General features: G+C 37.4%; 19 protein-coding genes. 4 read left to right on the top strand and 15 right to left on the bottom strand.

Annotated features, from left to right (window positions below; genetic code table 11):
- Nucleotides 1-120: 120 nt before the first annotated feature.
- Both C1726_RS04890 and C1726_RS04895 read right to left on the bottom strand, forming a co-directional pair.
- Complete coding sequence (locus C1726_RS04890) at nucleotides 121-984, bottom strand: hypothetical protein (protein ID WP_102272141.1); 864 nt, start codon at nucleotides 982-984, stop codon at nucleotides 121-123.
- Between the two features lie 635 nt (nucleotides 985-1,619).
- Complete coding sequence (locus C1726_RS04895; RefSeq protein WP_102272142.1) at nucleotides 1,620-3,359, bottom strand: DNA cytosine methyltransferase; 1,740 nt, start codon at nucleotides 3,357-3,359, stop codon at nucleotides 1,620-1,622.
- Between the two features lie 198 nt (nucleotides 3,360-3,557).
- Between C1726_RS04895 and C1726_RS04900 the strand changes: the two genes are divergently transcribed.
- On the top strand, nucleotides 3,558-3,974 hold the full coding sequence (locus C1726_RS04900; RefSeq protein WP_102272143.1) for a very short patch repair endonuclease: 417 nt from the start codon (nucleotides 3,558-3,560) through the stop codon (nucleotides 3,972-3,974).
- A 45-nt stretch (nucleotides 3,975-4,019) separates the two neighbouring features.
- Here C1726_RS04900 and C1726_RS04905 read toward each other — a convergent pair whose 3' ends face one another.
- The 8 genes from C1726_RS04905 to C1726_RS04935 all read right to left on the bottom strand — a co-directional run bounded on the left by C1726_RS04905 (nucleotide 4,020) and on the right by C1726_RS04935 (nucleotide 13,847).
- Nucleotides 4,020-5,831: an AIPR family protein gene (locus tag C1726_RS04905; protein ID WP_102272144.1), complete on the bottom strand. Its 1,812-nt coding sequence runs from the start codon at nucleotides 5,829-5,831 to the stop codon at nucleotides 4,020-4,022.
- A 3-nt stretch (nucleotides 5,832-5,834) separates the two neighbouring features.
- The gene (locus C1726_RS04910) at nucleotides 5,835-6,857 is read right to left on the bottom strand and encodes a PD-(D/E)XK motif protein (RefSeq protein ID WP_102272145.1); all 1,023 of its coding nucleotides are present in this window, start codon (nucleotides 6,855-6,857) and stop codon (nucleotides 5,835-5,837) included.
- Between the two features lie 25 nt (nucleotides 6,858-6,882).
- Nucleotides 6,883-9,528, bottom strand: a complete 2,646-nt coding sequence (locus C1726_RS04915) for a Z1 domain-containing protein (protein ID WP_102272146.1) — start codon at nucleotides 9,526-9,528, stop codon at nucleotides 6,883-6,885.
- Nucleotides 9,515-10,993, bottom strand: a complete 1,479-nt coding sequence (locus C1726_RS04920; RefSeq protein WP_102272147.1) for an ATP-binding protein — start codon at nucleotides 10,991-10,993, stop codon at nucleotides 9,515-9,517. Before C1726_RS04920 ends, C1726_RS04915 begins: the two co-directional genes overlap by 14 nt.
- 334 nt (nucleotides 10,994-11,327) lie before the next feature.
- Entirely contained in the window at nucleotides 11,328-12,311 is a 984-nt protein-coding gene (locus C1726_RS26855; protein ID WP_322090955.1) for a DUF2075 domain-containing protein, read from the bottom strand.
- A complete protein-coding gene (locus C1726_RS26860) occupies nucleotides 12,295-12,954 on the bottom strand; it encodes a GIY-YIG nuclease family protein (RefSeq protein WP_322090956.1) in 660 nt (219 codons plus the stop codon). Before C1726_RS26860 ends, C1726_RS26855 begins: the two co-directional genes overlap by 17 nt.
- Before the next feature lie 53 nt (nucleotides 12,955-13,007).
- Nucleotides 13,008-13,310, bottom strand: a complete 303-nt coding sequence (locus C1726_RS04930) for a nucleotide pyrophosphohydrolase (RefSeq protein WP_102272148.1) — start codon at nucleotides 13,308-13,310, stop codon at nucleotides 13,008-13,010.
- Between the two features lie 315 nt (nucleotides 13,311-13,625).
- Nucleotides 13,626-13,847 carry a helix-turn-helix domain-containing protein gene (locus C1726_RS04935; RefSeq protein WP_102272149.1) on the bottom strand — a complete coding sequence of 74 codons (222 nt, stop codon included), beginning with the start codon at nucleotides 13,845-13,847 and terminating at the stop codon, nucleotides 13,626-13,628.
- A 206-nt stretch (nucleotides 13,848-14,053) separates the two neighbouring features.
- Between C1726_RS04935 and C1726_RS26865 the strand changes: the two genes are divergently transcribed.
- Nucleotides 14,054-14,326, top strand: a complete 273-nt coding sequence (locus C1726_RS26865; RefSeq protein ID WP_322090957.1) for an aspartyl-phosphate phosphatase Spo0E family protein — start codon at nucleotides 14,054-14,056, stop codon at nucleotides 14,324-14,326.
- A 200-nt stretch (nucleotides 14,327-14,526) separates the two neighbouring features.
- Here the strand turns inward: C1726_RS26865 and C1726_RS04945 are convergent, their stop codons facing one another.
- The 3 genes from C1726_RS04945 to C1726_RS04955 all read right to left on the bottom strand — a co-directional run bounded on the left by C1726_RS04945 (nucleotide 14,527) and on the right by C1726_RS04955 (nucleotide 16,301).
- The gene (locus C1726_RS04945) at nucleotides 14,527-15,171 is read right to left on the bottom strand and encodes a DedA family protein (RefSeq protein ID WP_102272150.1); all 645 of its coding nucleotides are present in this window, start codon (nucleotides 15,169-15,171) and stop codon (nucleotides 14,527-14,529) included.
- A 176-nt stretch (nucleotides 15,172-15,347) separates the two neighbouring features.
- A complete protein-coding gene (locus C1726_RS04950) occupies nucleotides 15,348-15,647 on the bottom strand; it encodes a nucleotide pyrophosphohydrolase (RefSeq protein WP_102272151.1) in 300 nt (99 codons plus the stop codon).
- 147 nt (nucleotides 15,648-15,794) lie between these two features.
- Nucleotides 15,795-16,301, bottom strand: a complete 507-nt coding sequence (locus tag C1726_RS04955; protein ID WP_180968100.1) for a hemerythrin domain-containing protein — start codon at nucleotides 16,299-16,301, stop codon at nucleotides 15,795-15,797.
- Between the two features lie 446 nt (nucleotides 16,302-16,747).
- Between C1726_RS04955 and C1726_RS04960 the strand changes: the two genes are divergently transcribed.
- On the top strand, nucleotides 16,748-17,545 hold the full coding sequence (locus tag C1726_RS04960) for a MerR family transcriptional regulator (RefSeq protein WP_102272153.1): 798 nt from the start codon (nucleotides 16,748-16,750) through the stop codon (nucleotides 17,543-17,545).
- 231 nt (nucleotides 17,546-17,776) lie between these two features.
- On the opposite strand, the gene C1726_RS04965 is transcribed toward C1726_RS04960, so the two are convergent.
- Nucleotides 17,777-18,307 (bottom strand): DUF3267 domain-containing protein, encoded by a 531-nt coding sequence (locus C1726_RS04965; RefSeq protein ID WP_102272154.1) that lies wholly within the window; start codon nucleotides 18,305-18,307, stop codon nucleotides 17,777-17,779.
- 276 nt (nucleotides 18,308-18,583) lie between these two features.
- On the opposite strand from C1726_RS04965, the gene C1726_RS04970 reads away from it, so the two are divergent.
- Nucleotides 18,584-19,081, top strand: a complete 498-nt coding sequence (locus tag C1726_RS04970) for a YxiJ-like family protein (protein WP_235822695.1) — start codon at nucleotides 18,584-18,586, stop codon at nucleotides 19,079-19,081.
- A gap of 760 nt (nucleotides 19,082-19,841) precedes the next feature.
- Here the strand turns inward: C1726_RS04970 and C1726_RS04975 are convergent.
- A partial coding sequence (locus tag C1726_RS04975; RefSeq protein WP_180968101.1) for an IS256 family transposase occupies nucleotides 19,842-20,466 on the bottom strand: 625 nt, incomplete at its 5' end.

Raw genomic sequence — 20,466 nt, forward strand, 5'->3', positions numbered from 1 at the left:
TACAGCTGCACGATCTGTTGCTTGAAATCTTCAGTAAATGTTCGGCGTTCTCTTTTAGTCATGTAGATTCTCCTCAAATGTGTTATTTGTAGTCTACTTGACCTTAAAAATTCTGTCCAACTAAGTGTAGCCTATCCATTCTTTTTCTTTCACCTTTTGAAGAATTGAAAGGATGCCTTCTGGGTTTACTATTGTTATTCTGCCGACTCCGTCTCTAATCTTGGCATCCACTCCAAAATATCGCAGCATCCAGACGAGTGTTTTCGTAATGGTTGTTCCTGTATAGGTTTCAAAAGTGCCTTCTGCTTTATCGATCCATATACAGCGTTGATCTGCAGTAATTCCGTTCCAAAGATACTTTCTTCTTACATCATTTAGCGCAGCTAATGCAATATCATTGATGTAATGAAACTCATTTTTAGAACAAAGGATTTCCATCATTTTTTCGCCAATTTTTTTGTGAATACCACCGGGACTGCCCGTATAGGTAGGTTTCTTCCCGCTAACCGCTTTCGTGACATATACTTTACTTCGATCGAAATCGATATCCTTAATGCCCCATAGTCTTCCACCAAGAATGATATTGTCGCCAACATTTATGATAAACGCTTTATCGAGCCGGCCAATTTTTTTGGTACCATCCATTACTTCATATTCGTCTGATGTCATAAAGACAGAATAAAAATCCTTACTTCTAAGAATTCTTTCCCCTTCCAATCCGACAATCAGTTCATCACTATTTTTGATGACTTCTACGTATTCCTTTTCAATCATGCCTTGGATCAGGGTGATGACATCTTGTATTAATAAGCTATGAAAAATATGATTCTTGTTAATTCTGTCTATGAGGTGGTTGTACGAGATTCCATTGTGCTCCTGACAAATGGATAGGATTTGCTGGAACAATACGTCAAAAGGATGCAAATAGCCTTTGGAGGGTTCAATCCATTTCTCAATCACAAGCTCCATAACGGCAAATTGCACAGAATTCTTCACTTATTTAAATATACTTATGACGACCATGATCCATTAAAAATATGTTTATAGGAATATACTTTAAAAACAAGTATAACAATGAGTTAATCTAACCACCTTTTTGTGTCATAAAGATTAAACACCGTTCTAATGTTAGTGTTATCTTCTAGTTTACCATCACTTGTGATACGTTTAACTGTATCATTATCAAGACCAAACAAATATGAAATTTCAGAGCGACTTAAATAGAGAATAGACAATCAGAAAGGATGAAAGTTGTGCTTATACCCTTCCCAGCTATAGACAAATATGATCAAGGTATAAGATAAAATATAAAGATGAGTGTGACAAAGGATACCACACTAGAACTGATTTTCTTTTATACTTACAGATAAGATGGCTGGCTCCTATAATTCTGTCGTAATGCCTGCACGGATTCGTATTCCGAAAAACATGCCCAGCGTTGGGTTAGGGTTATCTCTGCATGGATTATCGCAGCATAGTGAAATGCACATTATTAATACGGCAACTCTTTTCATAACAAGTAATTACTAATAGATATCTTAATATATTTCCTTACTACTTCTTAGAATTCCTTTATATAACAAAAAACTGTACCTATTCAGATACAGTTTTCAAAAACATTATTTAACTAGTTCTTGTACATTTTTATTATCCAGTTCTCTTTCATCCGAAATCAAAATATCTCTCGTTTTTACCTCTAACTCCATCCCCATCGACTCCAGCAAACCTTCAGCAATCGACCTGGCAAGCAACGGCGGGACCGCATTCCCTATCTGCTGATACTGAGAATCCTTTGGTCCGTAAAATTTATATGAATCTTGAAAAGACTGCAATCTAGCAGCTTCTCGTATGCTAATAGCTCTGTCCTGTTCAGGATGAATCCACATCGATTTTCGGGCGTTAAGTACCGTATCAGAAGGTTCGTCATATGATAGTCTTTTGTATATGGTATTCTGAGTTCGGCTGTGATCCGTGTATGTTGTCTTTAATGACTCATCCAAATCATGAAAGTTTTGTCCCGCTTTGAGAGATTGGAATCTTTTTAAAGCCACTTCCCTTGTTTCAGTTCTAACATGGTTGTATATTTTATTGCTGTTATTGAGATATTCATTTAATGGACTGCCAATGATTGCGCTATGAGAGTCTTTGTCCATTTCGTCTTCTTTTATATCTGTACGTGGCGGGAGTTTTTCCAGGTCTCCTATCGCATCATAGATTTTAAAGAAATCCTCTTTATCTGAAAATAAAGGTTCGGGAACTGCGACTTTATCTGCCTTTAAGCTGCCTTCTTGTATTCCCATTAGAATTAATCTTTTTCTTTCCTGTGGGACTCCATATTGCGCTGCATTGAAGATATACTTATCTTCGTTAAATACATAGCCTAAGCTGGACAGCTTGCATTTAATGTAATTAAAAACGTTAAATGATTTTATTGTTATTTCTAGACCCTGCTTCTTTTCCTTAATATCAAATAATTTGACCTTGTTTTGGATTACTTCCGATATTTTTTTAATAACCTTTTGAGTTTCGATAACTTCTTCAAGCTCTGATTCAAATGAAACAATTTCATTTTGATAGTTTTCCATAAGATCTTTGAGGGTTTCACCCAGACCTGACCAGCCTGTTTGATAGGAACTATCCCAATATTTTTGATGTGTTTCCAGCCAATGCTGATTTACCATCTTCAAAAAGAATCTTTGGTTTTTTTCATTATTAAGGAACTGCATCAAATCACGATTTGACTGTTTTTTCGCATGCCTTAGAAGCGTATTCAGCTTAGACATTAATTCCTTGCTAATCAAAAACGGCTTTAAATCTAGACTAGAAGTGTATGCATTTCGTAAGAACTCTACCAGTCTGTCTGAATATGAAGTGCCTTTGCCAATTTGTATATATTCTTCATTTGGCTCAATCTCCAAATTCGCTAGTTCAAGCTCATCATGGTCATTTAAATAGAATTTATGCTTTTCTGAATCCATGGTTTTTACATTTTCCATCACAAATGCTTTCGGCTTAATTGCCTCAATGGTACGCAGATATTCTTTAACGAGATGGTTATTTGAAGAAATAAGCGTATTCTGCTGCCGATTTGCATTGGAGAAACCCTGACATGGCGGTCCGCCGATCACCACATCTATATCACTAAATTCATTAAGCTTATCTCCATTCTCATCTGTATACTTAAGCTTTGTAATATCTTCATATAAAATTACATCATTATTATGGTTCATTTTGTAGGTTTTACGTGCGTTCTCATTAATTTCGACAGCGATTTTCACTTCGAACCTGCCTGTCTGTTCAAAACCGCTGCTGAGACCGCCTGCCCCTGCAAAAAGATCCATTACTTTCAGTTTCTTCATAATAAAAACCTCACTTCTTTAAGAAGTAATCCTATTCCTTATTATACACTATAACGAACATTCGTTCTTGTCAATGCATTTTAGACTAACCTTTGAATTATAACATATTTATACGAATTGAATCGCTTTTAGTTTAATGTGTAAACAGTGCTCCCAAAGGGTACAATTTCATTAGATTCCAAATATGGATGTGATTGAATGCCTGAAAAAATCACCAAAGAACAGCGGTCCAGAAATATGAGAGCCATTAAGTCTCAATCCAAGCTCGAGAATAAAGTATCAAAGGCACTCTGGAATAAAGGCTTTCGCTTCCGAAAAAATGCCAAAATGTTCGGAAGACCAGATATCTCTATCAAGAAATATAAACTCATTATTTTCATTGATTCATGCTTTTGGCACAGCTGCCCTATTCACGGAAATATGCCTAAATCCAATCAGGAATACTGGACAAAAAAACTAGCTCGTAATAAACGCCGTGACGAAGAGGTCAGCCGCTTCTATTTAGAATATGGCTGGAAAGTACTCCGTGTTTGGGAGCATGAGTTTAAAGAGGATTTCGAAGAAGCCGTTGATTCCATCGCTGAATTTATCAAAATAGCTGCTGCAGCAAAGTGAAAACACCCTGAATCTTTAACAGAAAAAGATTAGGGTGCTTCCCGTTTAAATAAGGTTTTTCAGCTCTTGAGAGCAAGTTTCTTTATATTGAATCCAGCATGCCTCTTGTTTTGCCCACTGAGTCACGTTACGCTCTCCAGCAGACTCTTTCAGATAGAATAAAGATTTATCCGATATAGATCGGATCACTTCATCCCATTTATCTGATAAGGATTGCTCTTCCCAAACTTGAACTAAATCAATCTTATCACTGTACAAGTGATGAATCATTGCCACGGTATAGTAAATTACGTTTGCCTTGTATCCTCTCAGCTTCATTTCATCAACGATATCTTTTACCCGCTGATTGATAATAGCTCTAGCTATTAACTTTTGATAGACCGATAGCGTAATCTTGTCCTGGGTGCTGCCGCTCCAGAAAGTCTTGTTCAAATCCATAAACTTCTTGAACGCTTCCTCTCCGCCCTTACTTGAAACATGAGGGTAGCCTTCCCATGACATGAAATATTTAGCCAGATCGACTTTTGTAAGAACATTATCTTTAGGATACTGTTTCTTGAAATCACTCTGTTCTTTACCGCGCTTTCGCCTGTTAATGTCTACCATATACTGGCCTCTTGCCCGTTCGAAATACCATTTGCGTTCTGGTCTTCTCCCGTCTTTTGCAGGAATCCAGATATTGCGAGAGAACTTCTCCAGATCAGACATGAAGCGGGTGTTGGCAAGCAGGTCAGATTTATTGATTTTATTTTGTGTATTGGCATATTGTGAAATGCGGGAAATCATTTCATCTTCAAGCAGATGCTGATCTTTTGATACAAATTCATTTACCTGAAGAATCGTAAGTTTTGCCTGTACGTACACATCCTTTAGGCTGATTCCGTCTTTATATGCTTTATGGATAGAAGCAGTCGTTTGACCCCCGTTGACAATTTGCCAGCCGCTCAGACCTTTAATCTTATATTGATTTACTCCATCTTTAACAGGCTCAAAGTCTCCTGTTCGGGCTACTGTTGAAATGCCATTATTATAAGCAACAAACATTTTTCTCTGAAATGGGTCTTTTAGCGTATCACGAATGCCTTTATTCGTTCCTCCCCTTGCCTGCAGGAATGAACGAACGTTTCGTTCTACAAGCTTTTGCCCCCATTCATCATATGCTTTAGCAAGCAGCTCAGCTGAAATATAGCCTACATAACAGTCAAATTCCTTTACACCGCTTGATGGATCCGGGACAAACATCATTTCGAATGTTTCGCCATAATCTCTTTCAAAATCGATATAATCTGTTTCAATTGCCTGCTCGGAAGTGATCAGCTGCTGAACACGGTCGATATCCCACACCTGAACGTTTACGGTTTCAATGCCAGGAATGGTCATTTCTACCGGCTTGTTTGATGTATAGTATAGATTTGTCACAACAAAAATATTAATCTCGTTAAAATTGTCCATTCCTTCTTCAATAACTTTAGCAAGATCATAAGCTTCAAAAGAATGGTCAATTGTCTGAAGAAGTGACTTCGCATTTGTTACAAAACGCTTCGCATGGTTTGCAATTTCCGAAACTTCAGTCATGCTGATCGAAAGCAGGTCTTCTTCGTTCTGCTCAAAATTATAATCAGCTACATAAAGATCTAATACTTGATTTTCATCATCATAAGAATAGGCATTTACCGCAATATTCTTAGCGGTATCCTTAAAAGGCGGAATAAGGATTTCCGGATCATCCGGCCTGTCCATAAAAGAAATCATCTTTTCAAGGAATGGAACCTGATAACTGCCAGTTTTTATCGCTTTTTCTTCCAGCTCCTCCATAAAATCGAGAAGGAATTCTTTTCTTTGTCTAATTTCTATCATCTTTTACCCTTCCACTCTAAACATTTGATATATGGTTTCAGGATCTTTCTCAAATTCTGAACAATGAGTCAGATCAATATTATAGCTCACATGAGAAATCCCCTTTGGCAGATGTTCCTTTAATAGCCGAGGGAAACTCTCTCCTGCTTCGTATACCTCCGTTTTTTCTACGAAGAACAGCGTATCCCCATATTCTTCTTCTCTAAAGCCCAAATCAGTCAATAAATCACTATATATCAGTGCAATTCTTTCAGATCTTTCTGCAAGCTTGGAGCGAACCTGTTTGGCCAGATCTTGAAGGGACATGCCGTGTGTCCGGCTTTGTTCGAGAAAACAGACAAAAAGATAAATAGAAGAAACAGCTTCACTAAGCTTCAGCTGGTTCTCATTAGATATTTTAATTGTTTTTGAAAGTTTATCAATAACAGTTTTGATTTCTAGCCCGCATCTAGTGCCTTTGAAATCAATTCTGCCTTTTGTGGGACCCTCCCAATACTCAATAATGAGAGGGGGCTGGCCAGGATGCTTGTCAAGCCATTCATTAATAAACCACAATTCTCCAAACAGCCCCAGCTGCTGTTCTTCAGAAAGCCTTTTGAATCCGCCTCGCTGAAAAAAAGTCCTCCATCGATCAAGTACCTTATATACAGTTGAAAATAGTGATTCTTCCTTATCAGCCACTATATGTTCTGCTAAATTTTGAAGAACAACATCAAAAATTTCCGGACCTTGTTCATCCTCTTGTCTGATGACGAGGAAGTAATGCTGTTTTAACGGGAAAAGCTTCTCAAAATATTCTACTTTAACAGACATGCCGCGCCACTTTGGAAGTGCTTTTTCCTGATTTTCCTCCCACGCTTCCGTTCCCAGATCAATGTAAAGCTGGCGGTGATGATTTACTGGATCGATTCCTGCAAACATAACAGGATTCTCATATGTCAGGACATTCAGTTTAAAAACCTCACTGTCAGCTTGTCTATTAAGCTCTTGAATCATTTGTTCAAACTCTATTTTTAGGTTCAACACAGCTACTCTCCTTAAATAAAGTTATTTAGACCGTTCTATTTGTCTGGTAGACACTTTTATCGTCAATTTCAGTTCCAGGAAAAGAGAAAGCAATTCCAATTGGCACTAGCTGTGACGAGAAATCTACATCTAGACTATTAAATATCGGCACATGTGGATGAAGAGGATAAATTAGCATTAATCCCTTATGCTTGTCACGCATCCTTCGTTTCTCTGTACGGTCTTTTATTCCTTTAATTTCTTCATAATTAAGGTCCATGTATTCATGATTTGGAGACACAATGGCCCCTATGTCTCTAATTTGATCCTTACTCTCAGGCGCTGTCACTTTTTTACCCAGAGGAGCTGCCGATTTCAAATTGATCTTTCCTAATTCAACAGGGTATTCTGATAGACCAGAAGCTGCAGAAGGATCTCCTTCAACCACTGCAACTGTCCAATCCGTCAGCTCTCCCACATGATTAACCCGGTCAATATAATCAGCAATTAAAACTGAATTTACTATATTGCTGTCGGCAGTCTGATATTCTGACAGATATTCTTTGATCAGATCAGAATTCACACCAGAAGCCGAGTAAAAGTTTGTTTTTCTGTATGTTGTCTTTTCTAAGGGAAGCTTATTTACCAGCTTAACAGTCGCATCCATATTCCCTGTCATGACCTCTTTGCTCGGATCAAATAGCCTTGTCTGCTGCAGGGTGCCTGCATAAATGACATTCGAAGAGACTGCATTTCTCATTTTCAGCGGACTTGTCAGCTTCATCGCTGGATGGCTCAGCATTTTAACTGCATATTCAGAAGGCGTCTTTTTCAATGCAGCCAGACGGTCGAATTCCTGGCGCAGCTGAATCATCGCGATGGCCAGATGTTCAAAGTTCGATGCAATCTCATCTGATGTATAGATACGGCAAAGATCCATGTAGCCCTTTCTATATCCAAACCAGCGTCCCATCTGCATGAGCGTGTCATACATAAGCGTATTCCGGAAGTAATAGGTAATGCTCAAGCCCTCCAGCGTAAGACCGCGGGATAATTTGTCTCCTCCAACCGCGATTACATTTAAGCCATTATCCTTATATTGATGGTAATCTAAAGCATCTCGGCTGTTTCCATTGATTTCGAAAACCTCAATCGTCTTGCAGCATTTTCTCAGTTCTTCATATACTTCATCCCAGCTGAATTCTGGATGATTTTCATTTGGCCAATCCCTGCTCGCTGGAAGGATGTCATTTTCATAAAGCTCCTGCATTTCTGCTATTACACTGCTTTCATGATTATAAAGCAGCTGTTTTGAGATGGCATCAAAGGTGCGCGATACTTCATCTTTTACACTCGATTGCACATCCTTAAAACGTGAAGTATGAATAAGCATCGAATTATGCTTCCTTCTTTGCCCCCTCAAATTGCGGACAGCAATTACCAGAAGGAATTCCAGCATTGCTTCACGCATTTGCGGAGGTACTTCCTCAAATTTATCAGCATCCGATTTCTTTTTTATCGTCGTAAAGACTTCAAGATCTTCCTGCCTTAAATGACGGATAAGGCTAGGGCGTGTGTCTTCTGCATCCTCGTCCACATTGAAATATTCCTCAGGACCGCAATACTCTTTCGGCTTCGGCAGGCCAACAAGAAAATCTTTCGGATAAAGGTCGTCACCTTCCTCCTCTGTTCTCCCCTCTTTGCTGATAAGAAGGTTAGCAAAGGGTGTCGCTGTATAGCCAACAAAAGCTTTCCGCTTAAAAACTTCAAGTATTTGCCTAATCAGCCGGTTAATGGTTTTTGGATCTTCATTCTTGTCTGGGTTTGAAGTGTCAACCGATGCCTGGTCTGCCTCATCATCAACAATTAAAACTGGAATATCAAGTTTATATAAATCTCGATGATTAATTAACTGATCTCTGAGAGATTCCAAAACAGTCTTATTTTTCTTTACAACCATCAAGGTCGGAGAATTCAGGTTGCTGGTTCCTCTCTGGCTAGATTTAATGTCATTTTCATCTGTTGTCCATGAGGAGATGATATGTTCAGCTGTATTCGCATAAATTTGTGCAACTCCGATTGGATTGCCTTCCTTATCAGTACGGTTCCCGATTACCTCTTCGTTTAAGCGAATCTGTGTCTGTGCTCTTAAATCATTATGGATACCAGACAGCACTATGATCAGTTTATAGCCAACATCGTAAGCTTTATTAATCAAGCCAGTGAAGTTGGCTGTTTTTCCTGACTGGACATACCCTAATACAAGACCGCGCTTATCAAATGATTCCATGGATTTTGGATTTCCAATTGATGCCATAATCTGATTTGTGGTTTCATCTATGGCCTGGACAGCCTCAAGCGGCCAGCCTTTAGCCTCTGATAAATATCTTCGGTATCTGGTCCAAAAGAAACCGCTTGCCGCCATCTTTGGCTCAAACCAGCTTTTTTCTTTTGTGCCTCTCATGACATAATCCTTCGGTACTTCTAAGCCGATTTTATATTTCATGAACATTTCTAGGGACCATTTTTGAAATTGTGCATCGTCAACCGGACCAAATCCTGATGCCAGTACTCTAGCTAATTCAAGAGCTTTTTCCGCTGCTTCCTCAGAATTTGCAGAGTGAGCTTTTAACATATAATAGTTATTCGTAAATGCCTGCTCAAACAAACTCTTATTATCAATTGATGACAAACAAATTCGCCTCCGTTGTAATTGCTTTTATGGTTGCCCGATTCAGGCCGTCAAAAGCTGGCTGTGTTAACAGGATATTGAGGAGCTGTTCTTCATTATCAGCCACATTCAGCTTCAGCATTGAAGAAGCAAATTGGATAACCAGCTCTTTTTGGCTGTCCGGCAGCTCCTGTACTTCTTCTTCCGGAACCTTTGGTGAATCAATAATATTGCTTGGCGAGCCAAGCTGGACAAATTTAAGATATAAGTTTAATAGCTTTGCATTTTCATCATCCAGATTTTTAAGAAGTTCAGAAAGAATTGGATGATTTCGATTTAAAATAAATTGTGGACCATCTTCGCTTCCTGACTGCTCCCAGGTATTAAGGCTGCCTTTTATAGTGGGATTCCTTGGCCCTGGCTGGGTACGGAAATAGAAAATATCTCTTGAGACTTTTCGCGCAATTGAAGAAATGGCCTCCAGTCTTCTTTTTGCATCTTCCGGCAAGTTAATCCCCGACTTTTTTATATCCACCTGCCAGTCAGAGTCAGCTTCATTTGGAAGATCAATGCGCACTCTTGCAAGCTGTGAAGCAGCATCCTTTGGGAACAGCCCCATCCAATCGCCAAAATACAAAAGCCGATTTTCTCGGTAAATATACAATCCCTGGTGATCACGCCACCCTTTATAACCGCCTGCCTTCTTATATTCAGGCTCTGTTAAATGGGATGCATGAGGAAGAATGAAATACTGGACTTTTATTCTATTTTCATTGATCCGAAGCATCTGCATTTCGCCTTCCATTGTATTGGAATGATAACGCATAAAAGGATCCCAGGGCACAACTTCATTGCCGTTTATAAACATCTCCACCTGGTCCTTTTCCAGAATAGAATGGAAGACGAATTCAAGGTGCTTATTAATTCTGGCAACTTTATTATAGAAGCTAGTTTCCTTCAGCTTGCGTTTGCTATCATATCCCATAAAGCGGTCCAGCTTATCAATGCAGACAATTGTTCCGCTTTGGTCTTCTATCTTACCCATTTTCAATTTTATATCTTCAGGTATTCTAGTGAACAGCTGCCATTCATTGCATTCTGACACATGATCCAGATCCCAGCATCTTTCGCTGTAAACCCCATCTTTTTTTGTAAGAACACTTAATCGTTTTCCAAGAGAAAAGGATGCAGTTTTTAATCCCATCCCAAATCTCCCCAGTTCATTCGCACCTCTTTTGGCTCTTGGATCCTTGGACCCGATATTCATGGCTCTTTGCAGCATCTCTTCATCCATACCAATGCCATTATCAGAAATGGTGATCATTCCATCGCTCTCGCCGTAGGCAAAATTTATATTTATTATTAAAGCCTTCGCATCTAGGCTGTTATCTACCAAATCAGCTATAGCCGTACTAGCATTATAGCCAATTGAACGCAGCGCTTGAATAACTGGCGCTGCAGAAGGTCTAGTCAATACTGTTTCCATATGAATAACTCCGTTTCAATACTAGGATTGTAACAATTATATCAAAAATTCATTGTATAAATAGGTAGAAACGGGGATTTACTTATATTTACAATACATTTTTTAAAAATCCAATATGTTTTTATATGTAAATTCTCTATTAAATTTTTTAAAAGGTATTTAATAGAAAAAGAAACTGCAGCATACAGTTTCTTTTTCTATTATAATCATATGTTAATATAGGGGTTTTTAAATTAATTTTAGATATCCGAGGTTCGCTAAATAATATCCCTAAAAAATTTGCTTGTTCTAATTATAAATCGTTTCAATTTAGGTCTTATCAATAAATTATTTACTATTTGGAATATGTATTTTTCAACTCTAACAATCTCGATCTCAATTTCGGATCACTGGCATAAATATACAGACCGCGTATTCCCCTCTTCATAAGAACATTAAGAGAATTTAATATGATTTTTTCCTTTATATCATCGCTATTTTGAAATTCATCTTTTCCCCTGTAAGCTTCCGTATCCTTATAATTTTCTGTTAAGATTTTTAATTCATCTTTGTCTTCATCATATGAAATAGATGGACCCAGGATAACGCCAACATAGTTTAAATCAAAGCCTTGTATGGTATAAATAGAACCGACTTCCCTGACTGTTTCAGCTTTTTCTGCCCAGGTAGTATTTCCGTAATCCCCATTCCAAGGAAGTTTAAAATGTTCTTCTTCTACGTAATACTCTTGATCGTCTTTCTTATGTATGTAATCGAATGTGGATACAATCCTCGCTAAACCATATTCCATGTTCAGTTCCTGTATTACGTCATACATTTTAGCCGCTGATTCAAAGATTTTAAAATCATATTCAGGGTCTTTAGGTATTTCAGTAATCTTCTTTTCAACAAAATGGTCAATCCAATTAACCATTTCATTTGTTGCCTGCATGCGGAATTGGTTCGTTAGCTTATAGGTGGGTTCAGTATTATATTTTCCAATAATTGATTGTAGCCTATCCTCATCCCAGTAGCTCTTCATCTTTAATACTTGCTTATCATCGTACACTGCAATAACAATCTTGCTATGCCTAATAATCTCCTGCAGTTGATTCTCCTCAACAAAGTTATTATATGGGTCAGGCTTGGTTAACAATAAATGAGCTTCATCTATTAACACAATATCAGCCTTTTCCATCAATTTTTTACGCTGATTTATAAAGGATGTCGGTTTTTCAAAATTCTTTTTAGTGAGTGCTTTAACATTACCTGCAATCTTCTTATACGTTTTTAACATTTCTGTATGATTGACTAATAAATAATTATTGGTATCTTCCAAAAGGTGATGATTTTTCCTTTGATAACTCTTGAATTTTGTTCATTACGGAGCTTAGGACAACACTTTTTCCTACTCCTGCTTCCCCTTTAATTAAGAAGACAAATGGCTCATCATCATTAATATGTTTTTTACAAACTTCTAAAATCTTCTGCTGAAGCTCTAATTGTTCTATCGATAATTCTTTGAATGGGGACAGCTTGAATATGTCCTTATTTTCAATGGTATATCTTGAATTATCTACAATATCCCTTTTTAATAGCTCGTCCCATATATCTTCAAACAATTCTTCATTAAAGTACTTCTTTTCATAATAATTGTGCATCACACTATTGACGGTTTGACTCTTGTTTTGTAATCTGTATCGTTCATCTGCTAAAAAATAATTAATCAGCTTTGTTTCTATATTATATGTTGCCGATCGATTAAACTTTTCATGAATGATCAGGGACATCTTCTTTAATGCTTTTCTCTCACTATTATTTAAGTGGTCCCTCATCCGATTTCTTACTGCCACAGTCTCACCAATATAGACTGTTGTATCATTATTGAGAAAGTAAACTACTGGATAATCGGTATAGTAACCGTTCATTCTATCTATTGATGATCTGTCAAAAGGCATTGTCTTTATCTCTATATTACTCATATTAATTTCTACCTACCTCATGATTGCTGGCATTTTCAAGAATAACCAATTAATTACTTCTTTTTATTTACCGGATATTTCACCGCATTCTTCTCCATCTTCTTAAATGCTTCCTCTTCCAAATCGATATTCATTTTATCCGCTAGCTGCAGGAGATAAATAAACACGTCCGCCATCTCTTCTTTAATATTCTGTTTCGATTCAGCAACCGCTTCTTCACTCGTTCTCCATTGGAAGTTTTCTAACAGTTCATTCGCTTCTAGAGATATAGAAAGAGCTAAATCTTTTTCATTATGATAAGGAGCCCATCCTCGCTCATCTCTAAATTCAATAATTTTTTGCGTAAGTTCTTTCATTTCTAGCCCACCAATTTGAATATTTTTTTTGTAAATATCTACTATTTTAACATTTGATGTTATGTAATTAAATAGAAGCAGGCATCCATAGTGGACACCTGCTTCTCTAATAAATTAGTAATGATGCAATTTCAACATGTATCCGCTGCTTGGCCTGCTTTCATCATCAATATCTAATTGACTTTTCCTTACTTCAATTAGTTTGTTGCAGCAATTGGTCTAGATGCTCTATTAAGCTTGGTACTGCCTTCCAAGCTCCTTCTTCTCCCAGCCGACAGTATTTTCTCTGCCAATGGAAACAGCACTTTTTCTTCTCTATAATTCCTTTTCAATTTCTCCTAAAAACTCAGAAGGTTTCAATCCTAAGGGTTTACACAAGGCAAATAATGTATTGATAGTTGGACGACGTTTCCCTCGTTCCAATAAACTGATATAGGTTCGATCTAGCTCTGATAAATGAGCGAGTTGTTCTTGGGATAATTTTTTATCTTCACGAATATTCCTTAATACCTTACCGAAAATGACCTCGATACTCAAATGAACCCCTCCTAGTTGTGGTCATTATCGACTTTTTTGTGACAAATAGTCTACGGACTATAGTCTACAAAGGGAATAAATGTTAATATTAATAAAAGCAATGGAGTTATCAGAAAAGTTGAAATACGCAAAAAAGCGGCTTTCGCAAATGGAAAAAATATTATCTAATAGGACCGAATAGAATGATAATTAAGGTGGCGGGATAAGTGGGGGTACTTCAAAAAGCAATAGAAGAAAAAAGAGAGCAAATGATAGCAAGTGCTAAAATATGGGGTATAAACTCAAAAATAACCATTCAATATAGTCAAGAGCTCGATCTGCTGTTAAATATCGCCCAGAATTCAGGTAACATATACTCACCAGATAAAATACATATTAGCACCGATCCTATATCTAAATCCCACAATATTAAGAGTGCCTATCATAAATCCAGACGTGACGATGATTATTGTATGTTCAAAACGAAAAAAACTGAATGACAGACTGCATTCTATTATTTTTTCAAAAAAAGGCTTTTATATCTTAAGATAACTAAAAACAAATGAACAGAAAAACGAAAAAGTCCTCCCCTACATAACATAGAAAGATGACTTTTCTTTTTTTAAAATTAAGTTTTCTATCACTTGTGGTACGGTTCTCCGTGACTATTCTAAGTACGGAGACCACACCTTTGAAACCGTCATCCTTTTTTCAATTTCCCCCGTATCACCCCAATAATAGCTGGCAGCACAGATACAAAAATAATGGCTAAGAGAACCGTTGAAAAGTTATCTTTAATAATAGGGATATTGCCAAAGAAATAGCCTAAGATCGTACAGATGCCCACCCATAAAGCAGCACCTGCCACATTATAAATCAGGAAATAACGGTAATTCATCCGGCTCGCCCCTGCAACAAAAGGAATAAATGTGCGAATAAACGGCATAAAACGGGCGATTACAATTGTTTTTCCTCCATGCTTATTAAAGAAATCTTCTGCCTTCTGCATTTTCTCTTGGTTAATCAATTTTCCCATAAAACTGCGATTTGAGATGGTTGTCCCTACTTTTCTGCCGATATGATAATTGACCGTATCCCCAATGACCGCAGCGGTAAAAAAGATAATGAGCAGTAATACAATGTTAAATGCTCCCATCGCAGCAAGAGCACCACTAGCAAATAATAAAGAATCACCTGGCAAGAATGGGAAAATCACAACTCCCGTTTCCACAAATACGATTAAAAATAAGATCCCATATGACCAACCGCCAAAATTTTTGATGATCTCCACTAGATGTTCATCAATATGCAGGATGAAATCAATGATATTTTGAATGAATGTCAAAGCTGTACCCACTTTCATTTTTATATACATTCTTACATTATTTCTTTCTAAAAGCCATTAACAATACTCTTTTCTCTCTTCGGCTTGTAAATTATATTAATCGTTTGCCAACTGCAGCGGTTAATGAACTGCCAGCGGCAAAAGTCATCTTCCTAATTGGCTTTCTAAAATTCTCATTACTTCTCTTTATTTACCGGATATTTCACCGCGTTCTTCTTCATTTTCTTAAAGGCTTCCTCTTCCAAATCGATATCCATTTCATGCGCTAACTGCAGAAGATAAATATATACATCTGCCATCTCTTCTTTAATATTCTGTTTGGATTCAGCGACCGCTTCTTCACTCGTTCTCCATTGAAAGTTTTCTAATAGTTCGTTCGCTTCTAGAGAGATAGAAATAGCCAAATCCTTTTCATTATAAGGACCCCATCCCCGCTCGTCTCTAAACTCTATTATTTTTTGCATTAATTCTTTCATTTCAAGCCCACCTAATTTGAATTCTATTTTTGCAAATATACTCTATTTTAACATCTGCTGTGATGTAATTAAATAGAAGCAGGCATCCTTAGTGGACACCTGCTTCACATATATAAAAATTAATTGGCAGTGAAGGCAATGTTGTGATCAGCCTCGAAACCGTCTTTCAAGCTCCTCCATCTCTCCAGCAGACAGTATTTTCTCTGCCATTGGAAACAGCACTTTTTCTTCTCTATCAAAGTGCTGGATTAAGGTTGCATATGCTTGGACAGCGTATACAGCAATCGCTTGGGCTTCATCTTCATCAATGGCTGGTCCAGCTTGTTCCGCTTCATTCAGAAAATCCTGTAAATGCTGTTCTGCCTTTTCATGCTCAAATTCCATTACTTCAATCGTTCTGTCATTTTCTCCAAGGTGGCTGGCCATCATTGGGAACAGCCAGTCATCCTCTTTTTTCGAATGTCCCTTCAGCTTCCTATTGAAGTCCTGAATCCGCTCGTGTAATCTCGCAAACTCTTGAATGACAGCAGGGCCTGATTCAAACTCTATTTCTTCTGTAATTTCATAGAAACGATTCATCTCTTCCCGGAGTGACACATGCTCGTCCTTTAATTGCTGCAGTGGCGCACTTAATATAATGTTAGTAGCCTCCATCCCCAATTCCCCCTCCATAGCATTTACCCATCATCAGTATTCGTTCATGATGGCGTCGGTTTCTTATTAAAAGAATACGCTAAAAGTACTGATAATTTCGTGACGATCATCACAAGAGAATAATGGCCGATTTTAAGTGCAAATACATCATATAGAGAATGCAAATGCTTTTACTAATTCTACGGCTGGGAGGAAAATTCCGATGAACTATAGGTATGTTATTTGCTGGTGTACACGTGTGTTTAATGAAAACCTGTTATGAATTTATTATGTTGAGTGGCAATAAAGTTGTTTTATTACAAATAAAGCCCTTTAATTTAAAGAACTCCCCCATCTTATTCCATAAGGGGCCCCTAATGTAGAGTAAAAGGTGAGCAATTTGGCTTGCTCCCTCCGTTACGTCATATGCTAATCTAAAATTAAATAATGTTGGGGGGAAGGCTTACATGGAAAATAAAGCACCTGCTTTTACAATTAGCGAGTTTGGAAGGCGAGCAAGGATAACAGTAAGAACATTGAGGTTTTATGAAGAAATAGAATTACTGATACCAACCCAGCAAAATAGCGCTGGTCATAGGCTGTACGGATTAGCAGAATTGGCGAAGCTGCAGCTAATTCAGTCATTAAAATTCTTAGGCTACTCTTTGCAGGAAATCAAAAGCTTAATTGGAAATGATACACCTGCTTTTGCACAACTGGAAAAGTCATTACCCTTGCAGCATAAACTCTTGACAGAAAAAAGAGACGAATTAAATCGGGCCATTGAGGCGCTGGAGCGTGTACAATTCATAATGAGAGAAGGAAAGCCAATCTCGTGGACGGTATTAATTTCATTGCTTTTCCAGATGGAACATGAACAGGACCAAAGAGAGTGGGCGAAAGAATATTTGTCAGATGAAATCGCTAATCAATTTTTTTCTCTTCCCAAAGAACTGCGGCAACAAATGGATATGGAAATGTTAGACTGGTTAGCGACAGTGAAAAATTTGATGAAGGAAGGCGTATCTCCACAGTCGCCTGAAGCCTTTGATGTTCTAGTGAAATTGACTGAGCTGGCAACAAAACACGTAGATAATAAAGAAGACCTTGCAGAACAACTTGAAAAAGCACAAGAATTAATGGAAGCAGAGGAAATTAATTTTCAGTTCCCAACCATTTTAACGCTAGAAGAAGAAACCTTTTTAAAAGAAATAGGGAAATCTATGGAAGCTTTATATAATGAAAATAAAGATCATGAGGAGTGAATAAAAGCAGAATCATTGATTTTCACTTTAATAATAACCTCTTATTCAATAATCAGTAGTAATTCTTGAATTAAGACAAGTGTGATGAAATTGAGACCTTAAAAAGTTAAACAACCTTGTTTTAACCCGTCCTAATATGTGGGACGGGTTTATGCGTGTTTCGGTATGAAAATTAAATCATTTTATTGTTATCTTACATTTTAAATGCTAAGGATTTGGAGTTTTTACAATTTACTTCAATCGATAATACCCCCTGCAAAATTCGGAGTTCTTCGGTTTCATAGCAATTAAAAACGAATTAATGATATCTGAGCCGGAAATCATAGCGTTTATCCAGCTCACAAATAGAAGGACTGACTTAAGATCTTCGGATAAAAAAAGCGATATAATGAGAGGCACGATGGATAGTGCAATGAAGGGCAGGCTCATAAAGATCCAAAATCTCGGATTGGATAGAATGGCATTTGTATGCAGCCAGAAAAAGATCCCCCTAAACGTTAAACTAATGTCCCCTTTTTTATTTACTACTATTATGTGAAGGGCTTCATGAATGATGAAGACTAAGATACCTATTAAAAAAAGCGCAAACATAGGGATACGAGGGAACCATCCTCCAACGAAATATGGAACCAGGAATATGATGACCTGGAGTAGATAAACAAATTTCATATAGTGCTTTCGAAACCAATCATTTTGTATAAAAGGGGTCCATTCTGACAAATCCAGCCTTACTTGTGGCAAGTGCCGGAACCACAATATCATACATTTTCACTCCTTCAATCAATCTATCTTAGTTCATTAACGATGGGAAAATACACTTGCCTTGGCAAATGATATCTAAAGCCGCATTATATTTGGAAAACTCTACCTCTTATCTATTCTTTTTCTATGGAAAAATAACCTCTTTATTTCTATTTTAAAATGTATATGTTCATTAGCCTTCGAAATCGATTGTTCATTTCCTATCCTGTTTTTTGACAGCTTCATAGATTACATATGTTATGATACTTGAAAGACATATATATTAGGTGATACTCGATGAATAAACAAAAGAAAAAATTCCAAGCACAACAGCTCGTTCCAGGTCAAAATGTCCAGATGATTTCTCCTCACACTTATGTCGCATATTTTTATGAATATCACTTAAAGATGGTTTCTAGAGAGAAAATGCCCAATCTACTTAAAGAAGTATTACAGCTAGACTTACTAAAACCTTTTCCCTATAGAGACACCTCTAAACTCCAAGCTGATTTTAAAGAACATTTCCTTGAAACCGACTGCATAAATGGGGACTTTAACACATACTGGATGAATATTTCAGGAAGTTTAAGTTATATTTTGAGAGGCACTCCAAAAAAAGTTCCCAAAAAACAGAAAGAGTGGCTAGGAAGATCCTTCTTTGATATCTTTAAACCGTTTCGATTTTTGGAACCGCACATTCATAACTATCCCGTATTGTATGAAGAGTATCGTACGCACGAAAAAGCACGGGTGGTTATCTTGTGTTATTTGTTTCTTGAAACGAGTGATAGGTAAAGTTAAATGTGTTGATCCACGGCGGATTGACACATTTTTTTTGTGGGTGGGTATGAGACTGAGGTCTGCGAATTTGCTTTCCGAGAGGTCGGTGAATTCAATGATTGGCAGACGTTATCTGCACCCGCAAAATCCCATTTCCAATTACTGCATATAATATACGTGCAGCTCTCCTATCATAGAGCTGCGAGATTAGTGCCAGGGTATTAGCCATACTGCACCGCTACAATTGAATATTGATTTTCCTTGATTTGAAAATAGACGGAAAAATTCCGTTTAAATGGGGAAATATCTATATTTCCTTAAAAATAAGGGGAGTTTTTCCGCTTATTGCACCCAAAATCATAGGATTTGGTCTGAAATAGAGCAAATAACCGGAAATTTTCCGCTTATTTCTGCTTTTTAAGCTCTTCTTTGCATATTAACCGGAATTTTTCCGCTTATACCGCTTCTTAAGCACCTCTTTTTACATTACCCGGAATTTCTACGCTTATTTCCTCTTCTTAAGCCGCCTCTTTTTACATTAACCAGTCAAGTCCTGAATTTTGTGTAAAAAGTGTCAACAATAAACTTCGACATAATCAAAACTATAATAAGTGGACTACACTATTTCGAATTTACATTGAGGGGCGGGCATGATAGCCTGGAGGGCAAGCCAGGGGTTGTTAAACTCCTGGCTTCCTGGCTTTACATCATGCCCGCGGAGGCTCAATGTCAATTCGAAATTAGGCCGTCCAACATACCTAAAACAACTTATCATCTAATTTCTTTGGTATGGAGTATTCCCTACCTTTATTTTTTTGTTTGCTTGTTGTTCTGCAATATCCATTAAAAGTGCCCCTATTAATCTAAACGCTGACTGTGTATTGGGAAAAATCCTTATAACTTGTTCCCTTCTCCTAACCTCTTGATTTAATCGTTCCAATGAATTTGTACAGTGAATATAAAGGTGATATTTCGAAGGTTCGTTTAAGTATTGAATGGCATCTTCGAAGCCATCTTCTAACGTCGATATTGCCTTATCTAGTTTTGGATTTTCTGCAAAATGCTTCACAAATTCCTCTTTAAATTCTCTAGCATCCTCAATTGTTACAGCGTCAAATATTCTCTTTAAGCCAATTTTTACGTCATCCATGTCTTTTTTTGGCAAATGATTAAAGATATTACGTTTAAAATGCACGGAGCAGCGTTGCCAAGTAGTCCCCACAAATTCTTCGGTAATAGCCTTTTTTAAGCCCTTATGTGCGTCAGATATGATTAGTTTAGGTGATTGAAGACCACGAGATTGTAAGTACTGAAAAAATCTTTGCCAAGCCTCATAGCTCTCAGCGTGATCTACTTTTAAACCCAGGATTTCTCGACCATTTTGTTCATTAATGGCGGTT

Source organism: Cytobacillus massiliigabonensis (assembly GCF_900199725.1).
Lineage (GTDB): Bacteria > Bacillota > Bacilli > Bacillales > Cytobacillaceae > Cytobacillus > Cytobacillus massiliigabonensis.

Coding starts and splice junctions, on each gene's coding strand:
- C1726_RS04965 (WP_102272154.1), bottom strand. CDS start 18,307: ATGATATTGTGGTTCCGGCACTTGCCACAAGTAAGGCTGGATTTGTCA.
- C1726_RS04950 (WP_102272151.1), bottom strand. CDS start 15,647: ATGAAAGAATTAATGCAAAAAATAATAGAGTTTAGAGACGAGCGGGGA.
- C1726_RS04900 (WP_102272143.1), top strand. CDS start 3,558: ATGCCTGAAAAAATCACCAAAGAACAGCGGTCCAGAAATATGAGAGCC.
- C1726_RS26860 (WP_322090956.1), bottom strand. CDS start 12,954: ATGAGTAATATAGAGATAAAGACAATGCCTTTTGACAGATCATCAATA.
- C1726_RS04930 (WP_102272148.1), bottom strand. CDS start 13,310: ATGAAAGAACTTACGCAAAAAATTATTGAATTTAGAGATGAGCGAGGA.
- C1726_RS04905 (WP_102272144.1), bottom strand. CDS start 5,831: ATGATAGAAATTAGACAAAGAAAAGAATTCCTTCTCGATTTTATGGAG.
- C1726_RS04920 (WP_102272147.1), bottom strand. CDS start 10,993: ATGGAAACAGTATTGACTAGACCTTCTGCAGCGCCAGTTATTCAAGCG.
- C1726_RS04960 (WP_102272153.1), top strand. CDS start 16,748: ATGGAAAATAAAGCACCTGCTTTTACAATTAGCGAGTTTGGAAGGCGA.
- C1726_RS04955 (WP_180968100.1), bottom strand. CDS start 16,301: ATGGAGGCTACTAACATTATATTAAGTGCGCCACTGCAGCAATTAAAG.
- C1726_RS04895 (WP_102272142.1), bottom strand. CDS start 3,359: ATGAAGAAACTGAAAGTAATGGATCTTTTTGCAGGGGCAGGCGGTCTC.
- C1726_RS04970 (WP_235822695.1), top strand. CDS start 18,584: ATGAATAAACAAAAGAAAAAATTCCAAGCACAACAGCTCGTTCCAGGT.